Here is a 21,716-nt window from a genome sequence, read left to right as displayed (position 1 = left end):
GTGCGGTGTCAACTTGAAGCCAAACGCCCCCGATCATACCTTTAACGGTAGAAAAATGGCCAAGAGCAGGGACAGGACGCCAATGAGTTACGCAAATCTTCCCGCCCCGTCGCCGGAACAGGGGCTGAACCGGTATCTCCAGGAGATCCGCAAATTCCCGATGCTGGAGCCGGAAGAGGAGTACATGCTGGCCAAGCGCTGGGCCGAAACCCAGGACAGCGGCGCCGCGCACAAGCTCGTCACGTCGCATCTGCGGCTCGCCGCCAAGATCGCCATGGGCTATCGCGGCTACGGCCTGCCCACGGCCGAGGTCGTTTCGGAAGCCAATGTCGGGCTGATGCAGGCCGTCAAGCGGTTCGATCCCGAAAAGGGTTTCCGCCTGGCTACCTACGCGATGTGGTGGATCCGTGCCTCGATCCAGGAATACATCCTGCGCTCCTGGAGCCTGGTGAAGATGGGCACGACCAGCGCGCAGAAGAAGCTCTTCTTCAACCTGCGCAAGGCCAAGGCCCGGATCGGCGCGCTGGAGGAGGGCGACCTGCGGCCCGAGCATGTCCGGAAGATCGCCAACGACCTGAGCGTCACCGAGGAGGAGGTGATCTCGATGAACCGCCGGATGGCGGGCACCGATGCCTCGCTCAACGCGCAGGTCGGCAGCGATGGCGAGACCAGCACCCAGTGGATGGACTGGCTGGAAGACGAGGATGCCGACCAGGCCGAAGCCTATGCCGAGAAGGACGAGCTCGACAGCCGCCGCGAATTGCTGGCCGCCGCGCTGGAGGTGCTCAACGAGCGCGAGCGCGATATCCTGACCCAGCGCAAGCTGCGTGAGAACCCGGCCACGCTGGAGGAATTGTCGGGCCAATACGATGTCAGCCGCGAACGCATCCGCCAGATCGAGGTGCGCGCCTTCGAGAAGATCCAGAAGAAGATCCGCGGACTGGCCAGGGAAAAGGGCCTTATCAACGGCGGGTGACCGTCTGGTCCTTGCGCCAGATCAACGCCCGGCCCGACGGATGGCGCAAGACTAAAGCCTGCGAGTCTATCAAGGGGAGCGCAATGAAACCTGTTCGCACACTTGTCCTGATCGCCAACGAGCGCGAGGCGCGCATCCTGGAAAACGCCGGGGTCGGCAAGGGGCTGGCGGAACTGTCCAGCCTCGACGCAAGCGCGATCAATTCCGAGGCGATCGAATACGCCGATACGCCCGGCCGGTCGCGCGCCGCCCCCGGCACCGCCCGGCACGGGTTCGAGCCGCCCACATCGGAGCGGCGCCAGGCTCGCGACGCCTTCGCCGCGCATGTGCTCGACGCGCTGCACGCGCAGGCCGCGAAGGGCGGGCACGAGAGGCTGATCCTCGCCGCACCACCGAAGATGCTGGGCGAGCTGCGCGGCGGGCTCGGCCAGCTCGCGGACAAGGTCACAGGCTCGCTCGACAAGGACATCGTCAAGGTGCCGGCGCGCGACCTGCCCCGCCATTTCGAGGCGATCGCGGCCTTCTGAGCGCCGCGCTCAGCCGCGCTCGTCCTTGGGCGAGGCCATCACCACATAGGAGGTGATGGAACTGACATGCGCCAGCGCGCCCAACGTGTCGGTGTGGAAGGATTTGTAGGCGGCCAGATCGGCGACCTCGACCCGCAGCAGATACTCCACCGTCCCGGTGACATTGTGACATTCGGTCACTTGCGGCGTGCGCGCCATCGCGCGCTCGAACGCTTCCTGCGCGGCCTTGGTGTGGGTCGAGAGCCCTACCGCGATATAGGCCAGGAAACCGCGGCCGAGCGCGGCGGGTGAAAGCCGCGCGCGGTATCCGGTGATGACGCCGCTGCGCTCCAGCTCCTGCACCCGGCGCAGGCAGGCCGAGGGCGAAAGCCCCACGCGGGCGGAAAGCTCAAGGTTGCTGATCCGCCCGTCGCGCGTCAGCTCCTGCAATATTTTTTCGGATATCCTGTCCATACGTGCCATTCGTTGTGGTTTATGTTCATTTCGCGCGCAAGAAGCAATCTCTTACCTCTGAGTTCGGCATATGATTGCGGAATGTCATACGATCTCCTCCTCGGGCTTGCCGCCTATGCTTTCGTCACCTCGGTCACGCCGGGGCCCAACAACCTGATGCTGATGGCCTCGGGCGCCAATTTCGGGCTGCGCCGGACGCTGCCGCATCTTCTGGGCGTGTCGCTGGGCTTCGTCATCATGGCCTCTGCGCTGGGTGCGGGGCTGGGACCGCTCTTCACCGGGGCGCCGGTGTTGCGCAATGCGCTCAAGGCGCTGGCGCTTTGCTACATGCTTTGGCTGGCCTGGAAGATCGCCACCGCCACGCCGCCCGATCCCGGTGCGCCACCCGGCAGGCCGCTGAGTTTCCTGCAGGCGGCGGCGTTCCAATGGGTGAACCCGAAAGCCTGGGCGATGGCGTTGACGGCGCTTGCGGCCTACGCGCCCGGCGGCGGGGCGGGCGGCGTTCTGGCCGTGGCGGCGGTCTTCGGCGCGGTGAACCTGCCCTCGGTCACGCTCTGGGCGGGGGCGGGGCAGGGGCTCGCGCGCTGGCTCTCTACGCCGCGCCGGCTGCGTCGTTTCAACCTGGCGATGGCCGCGCTTCTGCTGGCGGCGCTGGTGCCGGTCCTGTCGGTCTGAACGGCTCAGTCCAGCCGCGCGCGCAGCACCCGGATCATGTTGCCGCCCATGACCTTGGCGATCGTCTCCTCGTCCAGCCCGGCCTCCAGCAGGGCATGGGTCAGCGCGGCCAGTTCCGAGGTGTCGAAGGCGGTCGCCACGGAGCCGTCGAAATCCGAGCCGAGCGAGACGTGATCGGCCCCCACCGCCGCCACCGCGGCCGCGATCGCGCCCGCCACGCCGGCGGGGCTGTCGTCACAGGTGACATCGGCCCAGTAGCCGATCCCGATCACGCCGCCGGTCTGCGCGATGCGCTGCATCAGCGCGTCGGGGATGTTGCGCTTCACCTCGCAATGCGAATGCAGCCCGGTATGGCTGAGCACGAGCGGTATGTCGGTCATCGCCAGCACGTCGCGGACGACCTGCGGGCTGGAATGCGCGAGATCGAGGACCATGCCGCGCGCCGCGACCTCGGCCACCACGGCGCGGCCGAACCCGGTCAGCCCGTGGTCGCCCTCGCCATGCAGGGATCCGCCCAGCGCGTTGTCGAAGAAATGCTGAAGCGCGATCAGCCGGTAGCCCGCGTCTTCCAGGCGATCGAGATTGGCCAGGTCACCCTCCAGCGGATGCGCGCCCTCGATCCCCAGAAGCCCGCCCACCGTCCGCGCGCCCTGCGCCCGCGCCGCGAGCAGCGCTTCCAGATCCGCGCGGCTGCGCAGGATGCGCAGGCTGTCGGGCGCGCGGTCGGCGAAACCGTGCAGCTTCGCGGCCTGGTAGAGCGCGCGTTCCAGCAGGCTGCCCCAGGTTCGCGGCGGCCAGAGTTGGCCCACCGCCAGCAGCGTGATGTTGTCGCGCGCGTCGGCCGAATTGCTGGCGTAGTTCTGGCCGGCCGGACTCTTCGTCACAGCGGTGAAGACCTGCACCGCCACGTTGCCCTCGATCAGGCGGGGAATGTCCACCTGGCCGTAATCGGAGCGCGTGGTCAGGTCGCGGTTCCAAAGCAGGCTGTCGGCGTGCCAGTCGCCGATCACCAGCCGTTCATGCAGCGCGGCGGCCTCGGTGGAGACCGGCCAGGGATCGTGCGGCGCGACCGGGTTGAGGCCCTTCTCGACGATGGCGGGGGCCAGGATGAAGACTCCCGCCAGACCGAGCAGGGCGATCCCCAGCATTCCGAGAATGATCCGTTTCAGCCACAGCATGGCCGACCTCCGTCTTTCTGCCGACCGCCAGCACACTAGGCCCGGCAGCGCGGGGCACAAGGGGCAGCCGGCCATGTGCCGTTACGTCATCAGAAGGACCGCGGCAGGCCCAGCACATGCTCGGCCACGTAGGACAGGATCAGGTTGGTGGAGATCGGCGCGACCTGGTAGAGCCGGGTTTCGCGGAACTTGCGCTCCACATCGTACTCGGTGGCGAAACCGAAGCCGCCGTGGAACTGGATGCAGGCGTTCGCGGCTTCCCAGCTTGCCTTGGCGGCGAGGTACTTTGCCATGTTGGCCTCGGCCCCGCAGGGCTGGCCGGCATCGTAGAGCGCGCAGGCGCGGTCGCGCATCAGCTTCGCCGCCTCGATCTCGATATGGGCCTCGGCGATGGGGAACTGCACGCCCTGGTTCTGGCCGATGGGCCGGCCGAAGACCCGGCGCTCCCCGGCATAGGCGGTCACCTTGTCGATGAACCACATCCCGTCCCCTATGCATTCCGCGGCGATCAGCGCGCGTTCCGCGTTGAGCCCGTCGAGGATGTAGCGGAACCCCATTCCTTCCTCGCCGATCAGGTTCTCCGCCGGGATCTCCAGATCGTCGAAGAAAAGTTCGTTCGTCTCGTGGTTCACCATGTTCGGGATCGGCCGGACCTCCAGCCCCATGCCCACCGCCTCGCGCAGGTCGACCAGGAAGATCGACATGCCCTCCGACTTCTTCCGTACCTCGGCCAGCGGCGTGGTGCGCGCCAGGAGGATCATCAGGTCGGAATGCTGCACCCGGCTGATCCAGACCTTCTGCCCGTTGATGACGTAGCGGTCGCCCCGGCGCTCGGCGGTGGTCCTGATCTTCGTGGTGTCGGTGCCGGTCTCCGGCTCGGTCACGCCCATGCTCTGAAGCCGCAGCGCGCCGCTGGCGATGGCGGGCAGGTAGCGCGCCTTTTGGGTTTCCGAGCCGTGCCGCAGCAGCGTGCCCATGTTGTACATCTGCCCGTGGCAGGCGCCGGAATTGCCGCCGGAGCGGTTGATCTCCTCCATGATGACGGCGGCTTCCGTCAGCCCCAGGCCCGAGCCGCCATAGTCCTCGGGGATCAGCGCGGCCAGCCAGCCGGCGCAGGTTAGCGCCTCGACGAAAGCCTCGGGATAGCCGCGCTCCCGGTCCACCTTGCGGTGATACTCGGGCGGAAATTCTGCGCAGAGCGCGCGGATCGCGGCGCGGATGTCGGGATGGCTTTCGGTCATGTGGGTCCCCCTGAAATCGTTGCGGTCGCGTCCATTGCCAGCGCGCCGTCATGGCGCCGCACCCACAGCCGGACGCACCCGTGCCCGTCTCCCGGTCCACCGTGGAGCGTGAAATCATGGGTGGCGAAGACCGTGGCTATGGCGCGGAACGTGAAATCCCGCACCTCCGCCTGCGGCAATTCCCGGCGCAAGAGGTCCATCAGCAGCATGGCCAGGAGCGGCCCATGCACCACCAGCCCCTCATAGCCCTCGGTGCCGGTGCAGAACGGCTGGTCGTAATGGATGCGGTGGCCGTTGAAGGTCAGGGCGGAATAACGGAAGAGCAGCACCGGGTCGGGGTGGACCCGGCGGCTGAAGGCGCTGCCCTCGGGCGCCTGCGGGGGCGTCGGGGCGGGCGCGCCGGGCGCCGCGGCGGCGCGGTAGACGATGTCGTGCTCCTCCTCGATCCCCTGCACCGCGCCGTCGAAGAGGGCGTGGCGCACGGTCACGAAGACCAGATCGCCGCTGCGGCCCGCCTTGTGCGTCACCGAGGCGACGGCCGAGGTTTTGCGCAGCACCCGCCCGATGCGCATCGGCGCCAGGAAGCGGAAGCGGCTGCCCGCCCACATCCGGCGCGGCAGCGGCACGGGGGGCAGGAAATCGCCCAGCGCGGCGTGCCCGTCATAGCCCGCCTCGCAAAGCTTGAAGACCGGCAGGAAATGCAGCCAGTGCCAGAGCGGCGGCAGGGGCGTGCCCTCCGAATAGGGCGGATCGTCCCGGTCGAGCGTCGCGGCCAGCGCGTTGGACGGGAAGGGCGCGATGCGCTCTTCCGCGGTTTCGCTGTTGCCGATCCATTCGCGCAGATGAGCGATGTCCATTGGCCCGACCTTTCTTCCGACGGGTCCGACATCGCATGATTTCGGCGTTTTGAGAATTCTCAATTCGTTTTTGCGGCAACCCGCAAGGCGCGCGCGGATTGCGCGGGCCGGGACGAGAGCCGCGAAATGACCGGAATTCGCACCGCACTCGACGTGATCCGCCGGCATGCCGCGCCGCTGGCGAGCCGGCGCATCCTCGATCTGGGCTGTCGCCGGGGCGGGCTGGCCCCCGGACCATGCGGAGCCCGGCGCGGATGGCAGGCCGAGCCTGCGCTAGCCGATGCAGGTCCATTGCCTGCGCCGGGCTCCGGCCACATCCGACTCTACCGGATCCGAAACACATGGCACATGGCCTTGCGCGGAGTTTGCCCATTGCCGCGCGCGGAACTAAGGCCGCAGGCCGCCGCGCGATCGCCAGACCGCCCGGACGGGCTGGCGATGTGGTGCCGTTGGCGCTCTGTCTCGATCCAGTTCGGATGTGGCAGGGATAAACTGCCCTGCTCAGACGCCGGATCACCATCCCTCGGTCTGGCGACCGCGCGGCTCGTCCCCAAGCTTGCCAATGACGGCAAGGGCAACCGTTAACGCTTCGGAACAGCACCTCGGGACGTGCCCCTGGGCGGGCTCAGTCCTCCATCGCCTCCAACTCGTCGATCATGCCGGAAATCATGCTCAGCCCCTTGTCCCAGAAGGCCGGATCAGAGGCGTCGAGCCCGAAGGGCGCCAGCAATTCCTTGTGATGCTTGGAGCCGCCGGCCTTCAGCATCTCGAAATACTTCTCCTGGAACGCCGGATCGCCTTCCTCGTAGACGGCGTAGAGCGCGTTCACCAGCCCGTCGCCGAAGGCATAGGCATAGACGTAGAAGGGCGAGTGGATGAAATGCGGGATATAGGACCAGAAGGTCTCGTAGCCCTCCATGAACTCGAAGACGGGCCCCAGGCTCTCGCCCTGAACGCTCATCCAGATCGCGTTTATGTCGTGGGGCGTCAACTCGCCACCGCGCCGCGCCTCGTGCAGCTTGCACTCGAAATCGTAGAAGGCGATCTGGCGCACGACCGTGTTGATCATGTCCTCGACCTTGCTTGCCAGCAGCGTCTTGCGCTCCGCCGGGCTGCGGGCGGCCTCCAGGAGCTTGCGGAAGGTCAGCATCTCGCCGAAGACGCTGGCGGTCTCGGCCAGGGTCAGCGGGGTGGAGGACAGAAGCTCGCCCTGACCCGCGGCCAGAACCTGGTGCACGCCGTGCCCGAGTTCATGGGCGAGCGTCATCACGTCGCGCGGCTTGCCCAGATAGTTCAGCATCACGTAGGGGTGCACGTCCACGACCGTGGGATGGGCGAAGGCGCCGGGCGCCTTGCCCGGCTTTACGCCGGCGTCGATCCAGCCTTTCTCGAAGAAGGGCTGCGCGATCTCGGCCATGCGCGGCGAGAAGCCCGCATAGGCGTCGAGTACGGTGGAGCGGGCGGCCTCCCAGTCGAAGCGGCGCGGCGCCTCACCCGGCAGCGGCGCGTTGCGGTCCCAGACCTGAAGCGTCTCCAGCCCCATCCATTTCGCCTTCAGCGCATAGTAGCGATGGCTGAGCTTGGGATAGGCCGCCACCACCGCGTCGCGCAGCGCCTGCACGACCTCGGGCTCCACATGGTTGGCCAGGTGGCGCGACATCTGCGGCGTCGGCAGCCCGCGCCACCGGTCCTCGACCTCCTTCTCCTTGGCAAGCGTGTTGGTGATGCGCGAGAAGAGCGTGACGTTCTTCCCGAAGACTTCCGCCAGGGCGTGCGCGCCGGCCTCGCGCCGGGCGCGATCGGTGTCGGTCAGCAGGTTGAGCGTTGACTCCAGCGCCATCTCCTCGCCCTCGACATCGAAGCCGAGCCCGGCCATCGTCTCGTCGAAAAGCCGGTTCCAGGCCGCGGCCCCCACGACCGACTGATCGTGCAGGAACCGCTCCAGTTCGTCGGAGAGCTGATAGGGCCTCAATGCGCGCAGCCGGTCGAAGATCGGCTTGTAGCGCGCCAGATCGGCATTGGCGGCGAACCAGTCCTCCAGCGTCTCGTCGGGGATGCGGTTCACCTCCAGCGAGAAGAAGACCAGCGGCGTGGTGTAATCGGTGATGCGGGTCTGGAGATCGCCCAGGAACTTGCCGCGCTCCGGGTCGGTGGTGTTCTGGTGATAACGCAGCCCGGCATAGGACATGATACGCCCGGCGATGAGGTCGATCTTCTCGTAGCGCAGCACGCAGTCGAGCATCCCGGCCGCGTCGAGCCCCGCGAGCTTGCCCTCGAAATCGGCGGCGAAGCTCGTGCAGGCGGCCTCCAGCCAGTCGAGGTCGCGCTTCATCTCGGGCGCGTCGGGCGCGGCGTAGAGATCGCTCAGATCCCATTCCGGCAGGTCCCCGAATTCGGTCCCCTGCGCGTCGCGCGCGTCCATGACGGTTTCGGGCAGGGCGGGACGGAACGGGGAGTGCATGGGGCGGCCTCATCTGTGTTGCGATCCACGCAGACATAGGCCGTGCGCCGCCCGCGCTCAACCCTCGCGATGGGCCCGCCCGGCCGAGTGGGACCGGGCGCGCTTCGGGCCTTGAGTGATAGTGGCCTTGAGAACCCGTCAGGCGGTCCCGACCGGCACGACACGCCAGGCCGCGCTCCTCTCCATGATCCGGCCGATGCCGGGAATGCGGAAGTCGCATCCCGCTTTCGGTTCGCGCACAACGAGCGGTCAGCTTCGCCCGTTGCGGTTGCATCCGGCATCTGCACATCATCGTCTTGTGGATTCGCGCGGCCATTCCCGCGAATCCGGTGTATGAGGGACCGGGTGAGCAAATAAAAATTGACCAAAAGGTAAAATGACGTTCACTATGGCGCCAGGACAATCGCGCCGGCAGAGTGCGCTCCGCGTTTCGGCGCGGAGGGAAGTAACATGAAACAGGAGGTACTGATGGGACTATTCAACACAGCCTTGGCCCGGCGCGCGGTGCTGGTCTGCGGACTGGCGGCGGCCTCGGCGCTGGCGCTTCCCGGCGCAGCCGCGGCGCAGCTCAAGGTGGCGGCGATCTACACCGTGCCGGTGGAACAGCAATGGGTCAGCCGCATCCACAAGGCGCTGACCGCCGCACAGGAGGAAGGCCGGATCACCTATGCCTACTCGGAAAACGTGGCCAACACGGATTATGAGCGCGTCATGCGCGAATATGCCGAACAGGGCATGGAGCTTGTTGTGGGCGAAGCCTTCGCGGTGGAGCGCGCGGCGCGCAGCGTGGCCGCCGACTACCCCGATACCGCCTTCCTGATGGGCTCGTCCTTCGGACCCGCCCAGCCGAATTTCGCGGTCTTCGACAACTGGATCCACGAACCCTCCTACCTCAGCGGCATGATCGCGGGCGAGGCGACCGAGTCGAACGTGATCGGCATGGTCGGCGGCTTCGCGATCCCGGAGGTGAACCGGCTGATGAACGCCTTCATGGAGGGCGCACGGTCGGTCAACCCGGATGTCAAGTTCCTGGTGAGCTTCATCAACTCCTGGTACGACCCGCCCAAGGCCAAGGAAGCGGCCTTTGCCATGATGGATGCGGGCGCGGACGTGATGTATGCCGAACGCTTCGGTGTCTCCGACGCCGCCGTGGAGCGCGGCGTCAAGGCGATCGGCAACGTGATCGACACCTCCGGCGACTATCCCGGCACGATCCTGTCCTCTGCCATCTGGCACATGGAGCCCACGATCGACCGCGCCATCGAGGATGTGGCCTCAGGCAGTTTCGAGCCCGCCGATTACGGCCAGTACAGCTTCATGGCCCATGGCGGCGGTTCGCTGGCGGTGGACGAGAACCTGGTGTCGGCCGACGTGCTGGAGGCCGTGGAGGCCAAGAAGCAGGAAATCCTCGACGGCATGTTCCGCGTCAACGTCAACGACGACGAGCCGAAATCCGACGGCTGACAGGGGCGGGGGCGCGGAACGGCGCCCCCTTCCGCATGCGGGGGGCAGTGACATGACGGACAGGCAATCCCCGGTCGTGCTGCGGCTGGCGGGGCTGACCAAGCGCTTTGGCAGCGTGCTGGCCAACGACGCGGTGGAGCTGGATCTGCGCCGCGGCGAGATCCTGGCGCTTCTGGGCGAGAACGGCGCCGGCAAGACGACGCTGATGAACATGCTCTTCGGCCATTACCTGCCCGATGCCGGCCATGTCGAGATCATTGGCCCCGACGGGCGCCTCGCGCCGTTGCCCGCCGGCCACCCGGAGGCGGCGCTGCGGGCCGGGATCGGCATGGTCCACCAGCATTTCACCTTGGCCTACAACCTGTCGGCGCTCGACAATATCGTGCTGGGGGCCGAGCCGCTGCTGGCCTGGCGGCGTGACCGGCAGGCGGCGCGGGCGAAGATCGACGCGATCATGGCGCGCTCGGGGCTGACGGTTGCGCTCGATGCGCCGGTCAGCCAGCTCTCGGTGGGCGAGCGCCAGCGCGTCGAGATCCTCAAGGCACTCTACCGCGAGGCCCGCATCCTGGTCCTGGACGAGCCCACCGCCGTGCTGACACCGCAAGAGGCCGACAGCCTCTTCGAGACGGTGGGACGCATGGCCGCGGACGGGCTGTCGGTGATCTTCATCTCCCACAAGCTGCGCGAGGTGCTGGCTTTCTCGCACCGGATCGAGGTGCTGCGCCACGGCCGCAACGTGGGTGGGATGGCGACAGCGGATGCCGACGAGACCCGTATCGCGCGGCTGATGGTCGGCGCCGAAACCGCGACCGATCCACGCCCGCCGATGGCGCCCGGCGCCCCGGTGCTGGAGTTGCGCGGGGTCAGCGTCGCCGGCCCGGACGCGCGCCGCAGCCTGACCGGCGCCACGCTGGAGGTCCGCGCGCATGAAATCGTGGGAATCGCGGGCGTGTCGGGCAACGGCCAGTCGGCGCTGGCGGCGCTGCTCTCCGGTCTCGCTGAGCCCGAGTCGGGAGAGATGCGGCTGGCCGATGCGCCGGTCGCACGCTTCACGCCCGCCGCCTTCGTGGCCGCCGGCGTGGGCCGCATCCCCGAGGATCGCCACCACGAGGGCGTCGTGCCCGACATGAGCGTCGCCGAGAACCTGGTGATCGAGGCGCTGGGCGATCCGGAGGTTTCGCGGCTGGGCTTCCTGCGGCGCGGCGCGATTCGCGCCCGCACCGCCGAAGCCTGTGCGGAATTCGACGTGCGCGGCCCCGGCCCGTACGCGCCGGTGCGGCTGCTCTCTGGCGGAAACATGCAGAAGCTGATCCTGGCGCGGGTCTTCGGGCGTGCGCCGCGGCTTATCCTGGCCAACCAGCCGACGCGCGGGCTCGACCTGGGCGCGGCCCATGCCGTTGCCCGGCGCCTGCTGGAGGCGCGCGCGCGCGGCGCGGGCGTCGTGCTGATCTCCGAGGATCTCGACGAGATCCTGTCGCTCGCCGATCGCATCGTGGTGATGCATGACGGCGGCATGCGGGAGGCCGCCAGCCGCGACCGCGCCGCGATCGGGCTGATGATGGCGGGGCAGGCGGCGGCATGATGCGGATCGAACCCCGGCAGCCCTCGCGGGTTGTGAATGTGGCGGTGCCGGTGCTGGCGGCACTGGTCTCGCTGCTGCTCGCGGCGATCCCGCTGGCGCTGGCAGGGGCCGACGTGCTGGCCGCCTTCAGGCTGATGTGGAGCGGTGTCTTCGGCTCGCCATTCGCCTTCACCGAGACGCTGACGCGCGCCACGCCGCTTATCCTGACCGGGCTGGCGGCGGCGCTGGCGTTCCGCGCGAAGCTCTGGAATATCGGCGGCGAGGGGCAGCTCTATCTGGGTGCGCTGGCCGCGGTGGCGCTGGGCAGCGGGGCGATCTCGGCCCCGCCCGCGGTGATGATCCCGCTGGTGCTGCTGGCGGGCGCCGCCGCCGGGGCGGCGGGCATGGCGGTACCGGCGTTCCTGAAGGTGCGGTTCGGCGCCGACGAGGTGGTGACGACGCTGCTGCTCAACTTCGTCATCCTGCTTTTCGTGCAGATGATGCTTGAAGGTCCGTTGCAGGACCCGATGGGCATGGGCTGGCCGCAATCCGCGCCAGTGATCGAGAAGGCGACGCTGCCGCAGCTGATGGACCGGATGCGGGTCCATGCCGGGCTGCTGATCGGTCTGGGGCTGGCGGTGCTTTTTCACATCCTGCTGACGCGCACGACCTGGGGCATGAAGATGCGCGCCGTAGGCGAGAACGCGCCCGCCGCGCGGCACGCGGGCATTCCCGTGACCCGCACCCTGATGGGCGCGGCGCTGATCTCCGGCGGGCTGGCGGGGCTGGCCGGAGTGGGCGAGGTGGCGGGTCTCAAGGGCTACCTGACGGCGGATCTCTCGCCCGGCTACGGCTATGCCGGGATCGTGGTGGCTATGCTGGCGCGGCTCTCGCCGCTCGGCACCGTCGCCTCGGCGCTTTTCATCGCGGCGGTCTTCGTGGGCGCCGATTCTATGAGCCGGGCGATCGGCGTCTCCTCCTACCTGGCCGACCTGGTGGTGGCGATCGCGCTGCTTTGCGTGCTTATCGGCGGTTTCGTGTCGCGCTACCGGATCGTGCGTGTCCGCACCGGAGAGGCGCCATGATGGAAATCCTCGACATTCTGGCCAATCCGAATTTCTGGTCCGCCTCGATCCGCATCGCCACGCCGCTGATCTTCGGCGTGCTGGGCGCGCTGCTTTGCGAACGCGCAGGCGTGCTCAACCTGGGCATCGAGGGGATATTCGTGGCCGGCGCGATGGCCGGCTGGATGGCGGTCTGGCTGGGGCTGGGGCTCTGGGGCGGGATCGCCGTGGCGGCGCTCACGGGGGCGGGGTTCGGACTGATCCACGCGATCCTGACCGTGCCGCTGGGGCTCAGCCAGCATGTCTCGGGTCTGGGGGTGACGCTGCTGGCCACGTCGCTGTCCTATTTCACCTATCGCACCGCGCTGCCCGATGTCTCCACCCCGCCGCGGATCGTGCCCTTCCGCGCGCTCGACATCCCGCTGCTGTCGGACATCCCTTTCCTGGGACCCGCGCTCTTCCAGCAGACGGCGTTGAGCTGGCTGGCGCTTGCGGCCGTCGCGCTGGTCTGGTGGGTGCTGGCGCGCACGCCACTGGGTCTGGCGATCCGCGCCGTGGGCGACAACCCGGACGCGGTGGACGCGCAGGGGCTTTCGGTCTACGGCCTGCGGATCGGCGCGGTGATGGCGGGATCGGCGCTGATGGCGATCGGCGGGTCTTTCCTGACCATGGCGGCCTTCGACGCCTTCTTTTTCGGCATGGTCAACGGGCGCGGCTGGATTTGCATCGCGCTGGTGATTTTCGCTTCCTGGCGGCCATGGAAGGCGCTGGCGGGCGCGCTGCTCTTCGGGGCGTTCGACGCCTTCCAGGTGCGGCTTCAGACCGAGTATGGCAACGCCGTGCCGGGCCAGATTTTCCTGATGGCGCCTTATATCCTGTCGATCATCGCGCTGGTTGTGGCGGCGCGGCGCGCCGATTACCCGCGGGCGCTGCTGACGCCGTGGTTCAAGGGACAGAGGTGAGGTGAGGCCATGAGTTTCGATCTGATCGTGAAAAACGCAACGCTGGCGGATGGGCGCGGCGGCATCGACATCGCCTGCAAGGACGGGCGCATCGCCGCGGTGGAGCCGGGCCTGGAGGCCGAGGCCGCGCAGATGATCGACGCGGGCGGGCAATTCGTCACGCCGCCCTTCGTGGACCCGCATTTCCATTTGGATGCGACGCTCTCGCTCGGGCGGCCGCGGATGAATGTCTCGGGCACCCTGCTGGAGGGCATCGCGCTCTGGGGCGAACTCAAGCCCCTGCAAAGCGCCGAGGAGATCGCGGCGCGCGCGCTGCGCTATTGCGACCTGGCGGTCAGCCAGGGCCTGCTGGCGGTCCGGTCCCATGTCGATGTCTGCGATGACAGCCTGAAAGGGGTCGAGGCGTTGCTGGAGGTCCGCCGTCAGGTGGCGCCCTATCTGGACCTGCAACTCGTGGCCTTCCCGCAAGACGGGCTCTACCGCGATCCCACGGCCGAGGCGAACCTGATCCGCGCGCTCGACATGGGCGTGGACGTGGTGGGCGGCATCCCGCATTTCGAGCGCACGATGGCCGCGGGCGCGGCCTCGGTGACGCGGCTATGCGAGATCGCGGCGGAGCGCGGCCTGCGCGTGGACATGCATTGCGACGAGACCGACGACCCGATGAGCCGCCATGTCGAGACGCTGGCCTTCGAGGCGCAGCGCCTGGGGCTTCAGGGCCGGGTCGCGGGCTCGCATCTGACGTCTATGCATTCGATGGACAATTACTACGTCTCAAAGCTGATCCCGCTGATGGCCGAGGCCGGAGTGGCGGTGGTCCCCAATCCGCTCATCAACATCATGATCCAGGGCCGGCATGACAGTTATCCCCGGCGGCGCGGCATGACCCGCGTGCGAGAGTTGCGCGATGCCGGGCTGACGGTGGCCTTCGGCTCTGATTGCGTGATGGACCCGTGGTATTCGCTGGGCTCCGCCGACATGCTGGAGGTCGCCGCGATGGGGCTGCATGTGGGGCAGCTTTCCTCGCGCGCGGATATGGCGTGGTGCCTGGATGCGGTCACGGCGAACCCCGCCGCCGTCATGGGGCTGGAAGGCTACGGCATCGCGCCGGGCTGCAACGCGGACATGGTGATCCTGCAGGCCCGCGACGCGATCGAGGCGATCCGGCTCAAGGCTACGCGGCTGAAGGTGATCCGGCGCGGCCGGTTGATCGCCGAGACGCCCGCGCGTATCGCGCGGCTGGACCTGGACGGGCGGCCCGGCGCGGTCAACCCGTCGGATTACGCACCCGATGTCTGAACCGGGTCGCGCGTAAGGGGGGCTTACGGATCGGCAGGATTTCTGCGGTGCGAAGCCCTGTCGCGCGCCCCCGCGCCGGGATAGGCTCAGCCGCAACAGCCAATGCGCCCCGGCGCCGCAACCAGGAGACCCAGGCCGATGTCCGCACCCCAGACCCTTCTGCAACTTGCCGGCGCCGATCAGATCCCGCCGCGCCTCGCCCATACGGCGGTGGTGCTGATCGACATGCAGAACGAATACCTCAACGGCCCGATCGCCGTGACCGGGGCGGAGGCCGCCGTGGCGCAGGCCGCGGCGCTGCTGGCGCGCGCCCGCGCGGAAGGCGCGCCGGTGCTCCACATCGCCCACAAGGGCCGATCCGGGGGGCTATTCGACCGGCAGGCCGAGCGTGGCCGCATCGTCGGCGCGCTCGCGCCCCATGCCGGCGAGCCGGAGATCGAGAAGGGCCTGCCCAACGCCTTCGCCGGCACCACGCTGGCCGAGGCGCTGGCCGAAACAGGCCGCGAGGAACTGGTACTGGCCGGGTTCATGACCCATATGTGCGTGAGTTCCACCGCCCGCGCGGCCACCGATCTGGGATTTCGCACCACGGTTCTGGCGCCCGCCTGCGCCAGCCGCGATCTGCCGGACGGGCAGGGCGGCGTCATCGAGGCCGCGCTTGTCCACCGTGTCGCGCTGGTTGAGCTTTCCGACCGTTTCGCGGTGATTGCGCGAACGCTCGACGTGCTGGGCTGACGCGCGCGGCCGCAGTTCATGCTTGATTTCCACATGTGATGCGCTAAACGGAATGCGCTTCGGTCCTGCCGCTTGCGCGGCAGGTGAAAAGGGAACGTGGTGCGGTCCGCAATTTCGGTCCCACTCCACGGCTGCCCCCGCAACTGTAAGCGGCGAGCGACGGTTGACTATGCCACTGGGACACCCCCGGGAAGGCCGGCCGGAGCAGCGACCCGCAAGCCAGGAGACCTGCCGAAGTGATCACCCATTCCGGGCGCGGGGCGCGTCGCGGAAGCGGACGATCCGCAGCGGTGACACTTTCGCACCGTCTGCGGAAGGGGATCGCACCTTTCCAAGGACCTCTCAAAGGAACCGGACGCGGCCCGTGCCGTTAGGAAAGGACATCAAATGCGCAGGACACTCACCGCGATCGGCGCGCTGGTTACCGGGCTGGTCCCGGCCGTCGCCCTGGCACAGGACCCCTTCACGCTCGACGAGATCGTGTTCGCGGCCAATCTCGACGCGACCGAGGCCGCGCGCACCGGCGCGAGCTTCAGCATCATCACCCGCGAGGAACTGGAAAAGGCCGGCAAGACCCGCGTGGCCGATGTGCTGGACGGGATGTCGGGCATCAGCGTGGCCTCCGATGGCGGGCTGGGTGCGGCGACCAACGTGCGCGTGCGCGGCCTGTCGGGGCAGCGTTACCTGGGCGTGCGCATCGACGGCATCGACGTGACCGATCCCTCGCTGGGCCAGACGGGTTTCGATTTTGGCCGTCTGACGACGGCGGGCATCGGCCGGGTGGAGGTGATCAAGGGCTCGCAATCGGCGCTCTACGGCTCCGAGGCGATCGCCGGGGTGATCGACATTTCCACCAACCGCGCGACCGAGAACGGTACGGTGACCAGCGTCGAGGCCGAGGGCGGCAGCTACGACACGCTGCGCGGCAGTCTCAATGTTTCGACCCTGGCGGACCGGGGGGAGATGGCGCTGACGCTCTCGCGGGTGCAGACCAACGGCTTCTCGGCGGCCGACGAGAACCAGGGCAACACCGAAGACGACGGGTTCGAGGCGACGCGGCTCTCCTTCACCGGGGCTTACGACCTGACAGACACGCTGCGCGTCGGCGCCTCGGGTTTCTACGAGGACAGCGAGGTGGAGTTCGACGAGTTCGGCGGCGACGGCACCCCCGATGAGGAAACCGAGGGCGAAACCTGGGGCCTGCGCGGCTTTGCCGATCTCACCACCGGGGCAGTCACGCACACATTCGCGGCCAGCTATTTCGAGAATGACCGGCACACCACGGGCACGACGGCCTTCGGCACCACGAACAGCCGTTTCGTGGGCGACCGGGTGGAGTTGAGCTACAAGGGCCTGGCCGATCTGGGCGAGAGCCTGAAGCTGGTCTTCGGCGGCGACTGGACCGACGAGGGCTTCGACACCAGCACGAATACCGGCAGCCAGATCACCCGCGCGGTCTTCGCGCAGGCGCTTCTGGCGGCTACCGATACGCTCGACCTGTCGGTAGCCGCGCGGCTCGACGATCATTCCGGCTTCGGCAGCCGCGTCACCGGCCGCGCCTCGGCCGCCTGGCGGCCCGCCGAGGGCTGGGTGCTGCGCGCCGTGGCCGGCACCGGCTTTCGCGCGCCCTCGCTCTTCGAGCGGTTCGACAGCCAGTTCGGCAATCCCGGCCTGAAGGAGGAGACCTCGGTCAGCTACGAACTCGGCGTCGAACGGCATTTCGACAATGGCGGCAACGTCAAGCTGACCGCCTTCTATACCGAGATCGACGATCTGATCGAGTTTGTCACGCTCACCACTTTCCCCAACCCCTTCACCGGTCAGTTCCGGCAGGTGCCCGGCACGACCGAGACGTCGGGCGTCGAGCTTTCCGGGCGGCTGCCCATTGGCGAGCGGATCGCGCTTTTCGGCAACTACACCTATACCGAGGCCGAGACCGCCGCGGGCCCGCGGCTGCTGCGCGTGCCGCGCCACGACCTGCTGCTGGGCGCGGAGGCCGATGTCACCGACCGGCTCGCGGGCCGGGTGACGGTGCAGTATGTCGCCGACCTACTGGATATCGGTACGCCGGCGGAACTGCCCGACTACACGGTGGTGGATGCGTCGCTCACCTACGCGGTGACCGACGAGGCGGAGGTTTATTTCCGCATCGAAAACCTCTTTGATGAGGAATATCAGGTGGTTCGCGGCTTCGGTACGTCGGACCGTGCGTTCTATGCCGGTGTCCGCGCGTCGTTCTGATCTCTGCGCGCTTCTCGCCGCGCTCGGCTTCTGGCTGGGCGCGGCGCTTCCGGCTGCGGCGGCGCCCGAGCGGGTGGTGTCGATGAATCTCTGCACGGATCAGATGGCGATGCTGCTGGCCGCGCCGGGACAGCTTGTCTCGGTCTCGCACCTGGCCGCCGACCCGATGAGTTCGGCCATGGCCGACGCGGCGCGGGCCTATCCGCTCAACCGTGGGCAGGCGGAACGGATTTTCCTGATGAAGCCCGATCTGGTGCTGGCCGGTAGCTATACTGCGCAGGCCAGCGTCGATATGCTGCGCCGGCTGGGCATACGGGTGGAGGTCTTCCCGCCCGAGACCTCCTTTGCCGACGCGCGCGCGCATCTGCGCCGTATGGGCCGGCTGCTGGAGCGCGAGGCCGAGGCCGCGGCGATGATCGCCGATTTCGACGCGCGGCTGGCGGCCTTGCGCGCCCGTAGCCCGGATCTGCGGCCCGAGGCGGTGCTTTACGGCGCGGGCGGCTACACCTCGGGCAACGCCACGCTGGCGGGCGAGATACTGGACGCCGCCGGATATACCAACCTCGCCGCCGCGCTGGGGCGCGCGGGTGGCGGCGCACTGGCGCTGGAGGAACTGGTCCTGGCGCGGCCCGATCTGGTTGTCACCCCGCGCCGCTATGGCGGGCAGTCGCGGTCGGAGGCGCTGCTCGATCACCCCGCGCTGCGGCGGGTCGCACAGGGCCACCGGGCGCGAAGCGGCGCGCGCTGGGTCTGCGGCACGCCGCATCTGCTGGGCGCGGTCGCCGGGCTGGTTCGGCTGCGCGAGGCGGGGCGATGAGGCCCGCGCTGCTTCTCCCCGCGCTGGCGTTGCTGGTGGCCGGGCTCTTCACGGTCTCGCTGGTGACCGGCCCCGCGGCGCTGGGGCTGGGCGAGAGCCTCTCGGCGCTTGTGCGCGGCGAGGGCGAGGCGGCGGTGCTGGTGATGCGCGAGATCCGCCTGCCGCGCGCGCTGCTGGGCGTCATGGTGGGGGCGAGCCTCGGCCTCGCCGGCGCGGCGATGCAGGGCTATCTGCGCAACCCGCTGGCCGAGCCTGGGCTGATCGGCGTCACCTCCTCCGCCGCGCTGGGCGCCGTGCTGGCGCTGCAAACCGGGCTGGCGGCGGCGTTCGCGCTGGCCCTGCCGCTCTCGGGGCTCGGCGGCGCGCTGGTATCGGTCCTGATTTTGCTTATGTTGGCAGGGCCTTACGGTGCGTCCTTGACGCTTATCCTCGCCGGGATCGCCGTCAGCGCGCTGGCCGGGGCGCTGATGGCGCTGGTGCTCAATCTCTCGCCCAATCCCTATGCCGCGGCCGAGATCGTCTTCTGGCTGCTGGGTTCGCTCGCCGACCGCTCGATGGTGCATGTCTGGCTGGCTCTGCCCTTCATGGCGCTGGGCTGGACCATGCTGGCCACGCTGGGCCGCGGGCTCGACGCGCTGACGCTGGGCGAGGACGCCGCCGGCGCGCTGGGCATCCGGCTGGGCCGGATGCGGCTGGTTCTGGTGCTGGGCGTGGCCGCCTCGGTGGGGGCCGCCACGGCGGTTGCCGGCGCCATCGGTTTTGTCGGGCTGGTGGTGCCGCATCTCCTGCGTCCGCTGGTGGGCGCGCGGCCCTCGCGGCTCCTGACGGCCTCGGCCTTGGGCGGCGCGGCGATGGTGCTGGCCGCCGATATCGCGGTGCGCCTGATCGCGCCAGACCGCGACCTGAAGCTGGGCGTGCTGACCGCGCTGGTGGGCGCGCCGCTTTTCCTGCATCTGATCTGGCGCACAAGGCGGGCCGGAATATGAGCGCGCTTCTGACACTCGACCGGATGACCGTGCGGCGCGGGCTTTGCCCGGTAGTCGATGCGGTGTCGCTGACGCTGCGCGCGGGCGAGTTCGTGGGGCTGATCGGCCCCAACGGCGCCGGCAAGACCACGCTGATGCGCGCGGCCCTGGGCCTGCTGCCGCATGAGGGGGTGAGCAGCCTGACCGCGCTGGCCGATGCCGAACGCGCACGGATGGCGGCCTGGCTGCCGCAGGCGCGCGAGATCACCTGGCCGGTCAGCGTCGCGACGCTGGTGGAACTGGGCCGGCTGCCGCATCTGCCCCCCGGCGGGCGGCTGCGTGCCGAGGACCGCGCGGCGGTCGAGGCGGCGCTGGAGCATATGGGGCTGGCGGGGTTCCGCGACCGCGACGCGACGGCGCTTTCGGGGGGCGAGCAGGCTCGCGTGCTGATCGCCCGCGCGCTGGCGCAGGAGACGCCGCTGCTGATGGCCGACGAGCCGATCGCGGGGCTCGACCCGGCGGCGCAGATCACCACCATGGAGGTCTTCGGGGGCCTGGCCGGGGAGGGGCGCGCCGTGCTCTCCTCGATCCACGATCTGGGCCTGGCCGCGCGCCACTGCACCCGTTTGGTGCTGATGGATGGCGGCCGGATCGAGGCCGACGGCCCGCCCGAGGCGGTGCTGACCGAGGAAAACCTCGCGCGCGTCTTCCATGTCCGCGGCTATTTCGCACGAACCGCGGCGGGGCCCGTCTTTCAGCCGCTGGAGACGATCCGATGAGGCGCTTTCCGCCCGAACGCATCGTCTGCCTGACCGAAGAGACGGTCGAGACGCTCTATCTGCTTGGCGAGGAGGCGCGCATCGTCGGCGTCTCGGGTTACGCAGTGCGCCCGGCCCGCGTGCGCCGGGAAAAGCCGCGCGTTTCGGCCTTCACCTCGGCCGATATCCCGAAGGTACTGGCGCTGGAGCCGGACCTGGTGCTCACCTTCTCGGATCTTCAGGCCGATATCGCGGCGGAACTGATCCGCGCCGGCGTTGCGGTCCATGCCTTCAACCAAAGGGACGTGGCGGGCATCCTGGCGATGATCCGCAGCCTCGGCGCGATGGTAGGGGCGGGCGACCGGGCCGAGGCGTTGGCGGAGCGGCTCGAAGCCCGGCTGGCACGCATCGCCGCCACCGCGCGCCCCTGCCGACCGCGCGTCTGGATCGAGGAATGGGACGCGCCGCTGATTTCCGGCATCGGCTGGGTGTCGGAACTGGTGGGCATAGCGGGCGGTCAGGACATCTTCCCGGACCGCGCCCGCGCGCAGTCGGCCTCGGCGCGCATCCCGTCACCCGACGAGGTGATTGCCGCCGCTCCCGATGTCATCATAGCCTCTTGGTGCGGCAAGAAGGTGCGGCCCGAGAAGATCGCTGCGCGGCCGGGCTGGGACGCGATCCCGGCAGTGCGGCAGGGCCGGATCCATGAGATCAAGTCGCCGCTTCTGCTGCAGCCCGGCCCGGCGGCGCTGACCGACGGGCTGGACGGAATTCTGACGGCCCTCTGGGGGCCGGAGCATGGCGGGGGAACATCGTGATGGACATGCAGGCGGTACCGGGCGCGCTGGCGGCGTTCCTCGACAAGGGCGGGGTAGCGATCTGGGTGATCGCGGCGCTATCTGTCGCGACCCTGGCGCTGATCCTGTGGAAGACTTGGCGGCTGATGGTGCTGGGCGCCTGGGCGGGCGCGCGGGCGGAACGCGCGGTCGCGCTCTGGCAGGGGCGGGACCGGGATGGCGCGCGGAAGGTTCTGGCCGGTCGTCTCGGCCTGCGCGCGCGGCTGGTGCGCGCGGCGATGGCGGCGCTGGAGGACGGCCTGCCGGAGACCGCCGCGCGGGAGGAGACGACACGCGTCGCCCGCGGTCTGCTTGCCGAGGCCCGCACCGGCTTGCGCGCACTGGAACTCATCGCCACGATCGCGCCGCTCCTGGGTCTGCTGGGCACGGTCCTGGGCATGATCGAAGCCTTCCAGACGCTGGAGGAGAGCGGCACGCGCGCCGATCCGGCGGCGCTGGCGGGCGGCATATGGGAGGCGCTGCTGACCACAGCGGCGGGCATGGCCGTGGCGATCCCCGCGGCGCTGGCCTTGGGCTGGTTCGAGAGCGTGGCCGCGCGCGCCCAGCATGACATGGAGGACCTGGCGACGCGGCTCTTCCTGGCCGCTGCGCGGGTGGGCATACAGGCCGGGGCACCGGTATGACA

General features: G+C 68.9%; 20 protein-coding genes and 1 riboswitch. Of the genes, 15 read left to right on the top strand and 5 right to left on the bottom strand.

The genetic code is table 11. The features are described from left to right. The first annotated feature begins 82 nt into the window (after positions 1 to 82). Positions 83 to 976, top strand: coding sequence for an RNA polymerase sigma factor RpoH (gene rpoH / locus DDZ14_RS05670; RefSeq protein ID WP_109423982.1), 894 nt, complete (start codon positions 83 to 85; stop codon positions 974 to 976). 83 nt (positions 977 to 1,059) lie between these two features. Beyond that, on the top strand, positions 1,060 to 1,503 hold the full coding sequence (locus DDZ14_RS05665) for a host attachment protein (RefSeq protein ID WP_109423981.1): 444 nt from the start codon (positions 1,060 to 1,062) through the stop codon (positions 1,501 to 1,503). Positions 1,504 to 1,512: 9 nt separating this feature from the next. Here DDZ14_RS05665 and DDZ14_RS05660 read toward each other — a convergent pair whose 3' ends face one another. After that, positions 1,513 to 1,956: an Lrp/AsnC family transcriptional regulator gene (locus tag DDZ14_RS05660; RefSeq protein WP_369914546.1), complete on the bottom strand. Its 444-nt coding sequence runs from the start codon at positions 1,954 to 1,956 to the stop codon at positions 1,513 to 1,515. A gap of 81 nt (positions 1,957 to 2,037) precedes the next feature. On the opposite strand from DDZ14_RS05660, the gene DDZ14_RS05655 reads away from it, so the two are divergent. Further along, positions 2,038 to 2,631: a LysE family translocator gene (locus tag DDZ14_RS05655; RefSeq protein WP_109423979.1), complete on the top strand. Its 594-nt coding sequence runs from the start codon at positions 2,038 to 2,040 to the stop codon at positions 2,629 to 2,631. A gap of 5 nt (positions 2,632 to 2,636) precedes the next feature. On the opposite strand, the gene DDZ14_RS05650 is transcribed toward DDZ14_RS05655, so the two are convergent. The 4 genes from DDZ14_RS05650 to DDZ14_RS05635 form a co-directional block, all read right to left on the bottom strand. Further along, positions 2,637 to 3,809: a dipeptidase gene (locus tag DDZ14_RS05650; protein ID WP_109423978.1), complete on the bottom strand. Its 1,173-nt coding sequence runs from the start codon at positions 3,807 to 3,809 to the stop codon at positions 2,637 to 2,639. 89 nt (positions 3,810 to 3,898) lie between these two features. Then, positions 3,899 to 5,050, bottom strand: a complete 1,152-nt coding sequence (locus DDZ14_RS05645) for an acyl-CoA dehydrogenase family protein (RefSeq protein ID WP_109423977.1) — start codon at positions 5,048 to 5,050, stop codon at positions 3,899 to 3,901. Continuing rightward, on the bottom strand, positions 5,047 to 5,907 hold the full coding sequence (locus DDZ14_RS05640) for a MaoC family dehydratase N-terminal domain-containing protein (protein ID WP_109423976.1): 861 nt from the start codon (positions 5,905 to 5,907) through the stop codon (positions 5,047 to 5,049). The genes DDZ14_RS05645 and DDZ14_RS05640 overlap by 4 nt, the downstream gene beginning before the upstream one ends. A gap of 625 nt (positions 5,908 to 6,532) precedes the next feature. Beyond that, positions 6,533 to 8,368: a M3 family oligoendopeptidase gene (locus tag DDZ14_RS05635; RefSeq protein ID WP_199221295.1), complete on the bottom strand. Its 1,836-nt coding sequence runs from the start codon at positions 8,366 to 8,368 to the stop codon at positions 6,533 to 6,535. A 450-nt stretch (positions 8,369 to 8,818) separates the two neighbouring features. On the opposite strand from DDZ14_RS05635, the gene DDZ14_RS05630 reads away from it, so the two are divergent. From DDZ14_RS05630 to DDZ14_RS05575, 12 genes are all read left to right on the top strand, one after another. After that, positions 8,819 to 9,832 carry a BMP family protein gene (locus DDZ14_RS05630; RefSeq protein ID WP_233252495.1) on the top strand — a complete coding sequence of 338 codons (1,014 nt, stop codon included), beginning with the start codon at positions 8,819 to 8,821 and terminating at the stop codon, positions 9,830 to 9,832. A 52-nt stretch (positions 9,833 to 9,884) separates the two neighbouring features. Next, positions 9,885 to 11,414, top strand: coding sequence for an ABC transporter ATP-binding protein (locus DDZ14_RS05625; protein WP_199221294.1), 1,530 nt, complete (start codon positions 9,885 to 9,887; stop codon positions 11,412 to 11,414). Next, positions 11,414 to 12,478: an ABC transporter permease gene (locus DDZ14_RS05620; protein ID WP_199221299.1), complete on the top strand. Its 1,065-nt coding sequence runs from the start codon at positions 11,414 to 11,416 to the stop codon at positions 12,476 to 12,478. Before DDZ14_RS05625 ends, DDZ14_RS05620 begins: the two co-directional genes overlap by 1 nt. Beyond that, positions 12,478 to 13,419, top strand: coding sequence for an ABC transporter permease (locus DDZ14_RS05615; protein WP_109423973.1), 942 nt, complete (start codon positions 12,478 to 12,480; stop codon positions 13,417 to 13,419). Before DDZ14_RS05620 ends, DDZ14_RS05615 begins: the two co-directional genes overlap by 1 nt. 9 nt (positions 13,420 to 13,428) lie before the next feature. Beyond that, on the top strand, positions 13,429 to 14,718 hold the full coding sequence (locus DDZ14_RS05610; RefSeq protein WP_109423972.1) for an amidohydrolase family protein: 1,290 nt from the start codon (positions 13,429 to 13,431) through the stop codon (positions 14,716 to 14,718). 138 nt (positions 14,719 to 14,856) lie between these two features. Further along, the gene (locus tag DDZ14_RS05605) at positions 14,857 to 15,453 is read left to right on the top strand and encodes an isochorismatase family protein (RefSeq protein ID WP_109423971.1); all 597 of its coding nucleotides are present in this window, start codon (positions 14,857 to 14,859) and stop codon (positions 15,451 to 15,453) included. Positions 15,454 to 15,496: 43 nt separating this feature from the next. Continuing rightward, positions 15,497 to 15,704, top strand: a riboswitch (cobalamin riboswitch). Between the two features lie 136 nt (positions 15,705 to 15,840). Then, complete coding sequence (locus DDZ14_RS05600) at positions 15,841 to 17,694, top strand: TonB-dependent siderophore receptor (protein WP_109423970.1); 1,854 nt, start codon at positions 15,841 to 15,843, stop codon at positions 17,692 to 17,694. Further along, positions 17,669 to 18,511, top strand: coding sequence for an ABC transporter substrate-binding protein (locus DDZ14_RS05595; RefSeq protein WP_109423969.1), 843 nt, complete (start codon positions 17,669 to 17,671; stop codon positions 18,509 to 18,511). The genes DDZ14_RS05600 and DDZ14_RS05595 overlap by 26 nt, the downstream gene beginning before the upstream one ends. After that, complete coding sequence (locus tag DDZ14_RS05590; protein WP_109423968.1) at positions 18,508 to 19,497, top strand: iron ABC transporter permease; 990 nt, start codon at positions 18,508 to 18,510, stop codon at positions 19,495 to 19,497. Before DDZ14_RS05595 ends, DDZ14_RS05590 begins: the two co-directional genes overlap by 4 nt. After that, entirely contained in the window at positions 19,494 to 20,255 is a 762-nt protein-coding gene (locus DDZ14_RS05585; protein WP_109423967.1) for an ABC transporter ATP-binding protein, read from the top strand. Before DDZ14_RS05590 ends, DDZ14_RS05585 begins: the two co-directional genes overlap by 4 nt. After that, a complete protein-coding gene (locus DDZ14_RS05580) occupies positions 20,252 to 21,052 on the top strand; it encodes a cobalamin-binding protein (RefSeq protein WP_109423966.1) in 801 nt (266 codons plus the stop codon). Before DDZ14_RS05585 ends, DDZ14_RS05580 begins: the two co-directional genes overlap by 4 nt. Further along, the gene (locus DDZ14_RS05575; RefSeq protein ID WP_109423965.1) at positions 21,052 to 21,714 is read left to right on the top strand and encodes a MotA/TolQ/ExbB proton channel family protein; all 663 of its coding nucleotides are present in this window, start codon (positions 21,052 to 21,054) and stop codon (positions 21,712 to 21,714) included. Before DDZ14_RS05580 ends, DDZ14_RS05575 begins: the two co-directional genes overlap by 1 nt. The last annotated feature ends 2 nt before the right edge of the window (positions 21,715 to 21,716 follow it).

The sequence above is a fragment of the Maritimibacter sp. 55A14 genome, from assembly GCF_003122205.1.
Classification (GTDB): domain Bacteria; phylum Pseudomonadota; class Alphaproteobacteria; order Rhodobacterales; family Rhodobacteraceae; genus QEYE01.
The sequence above is the reverse complement of the archived record's forward strand: the minus strand, read 5'-3'. Positions and strand labels throughout refer to the sequence as shown.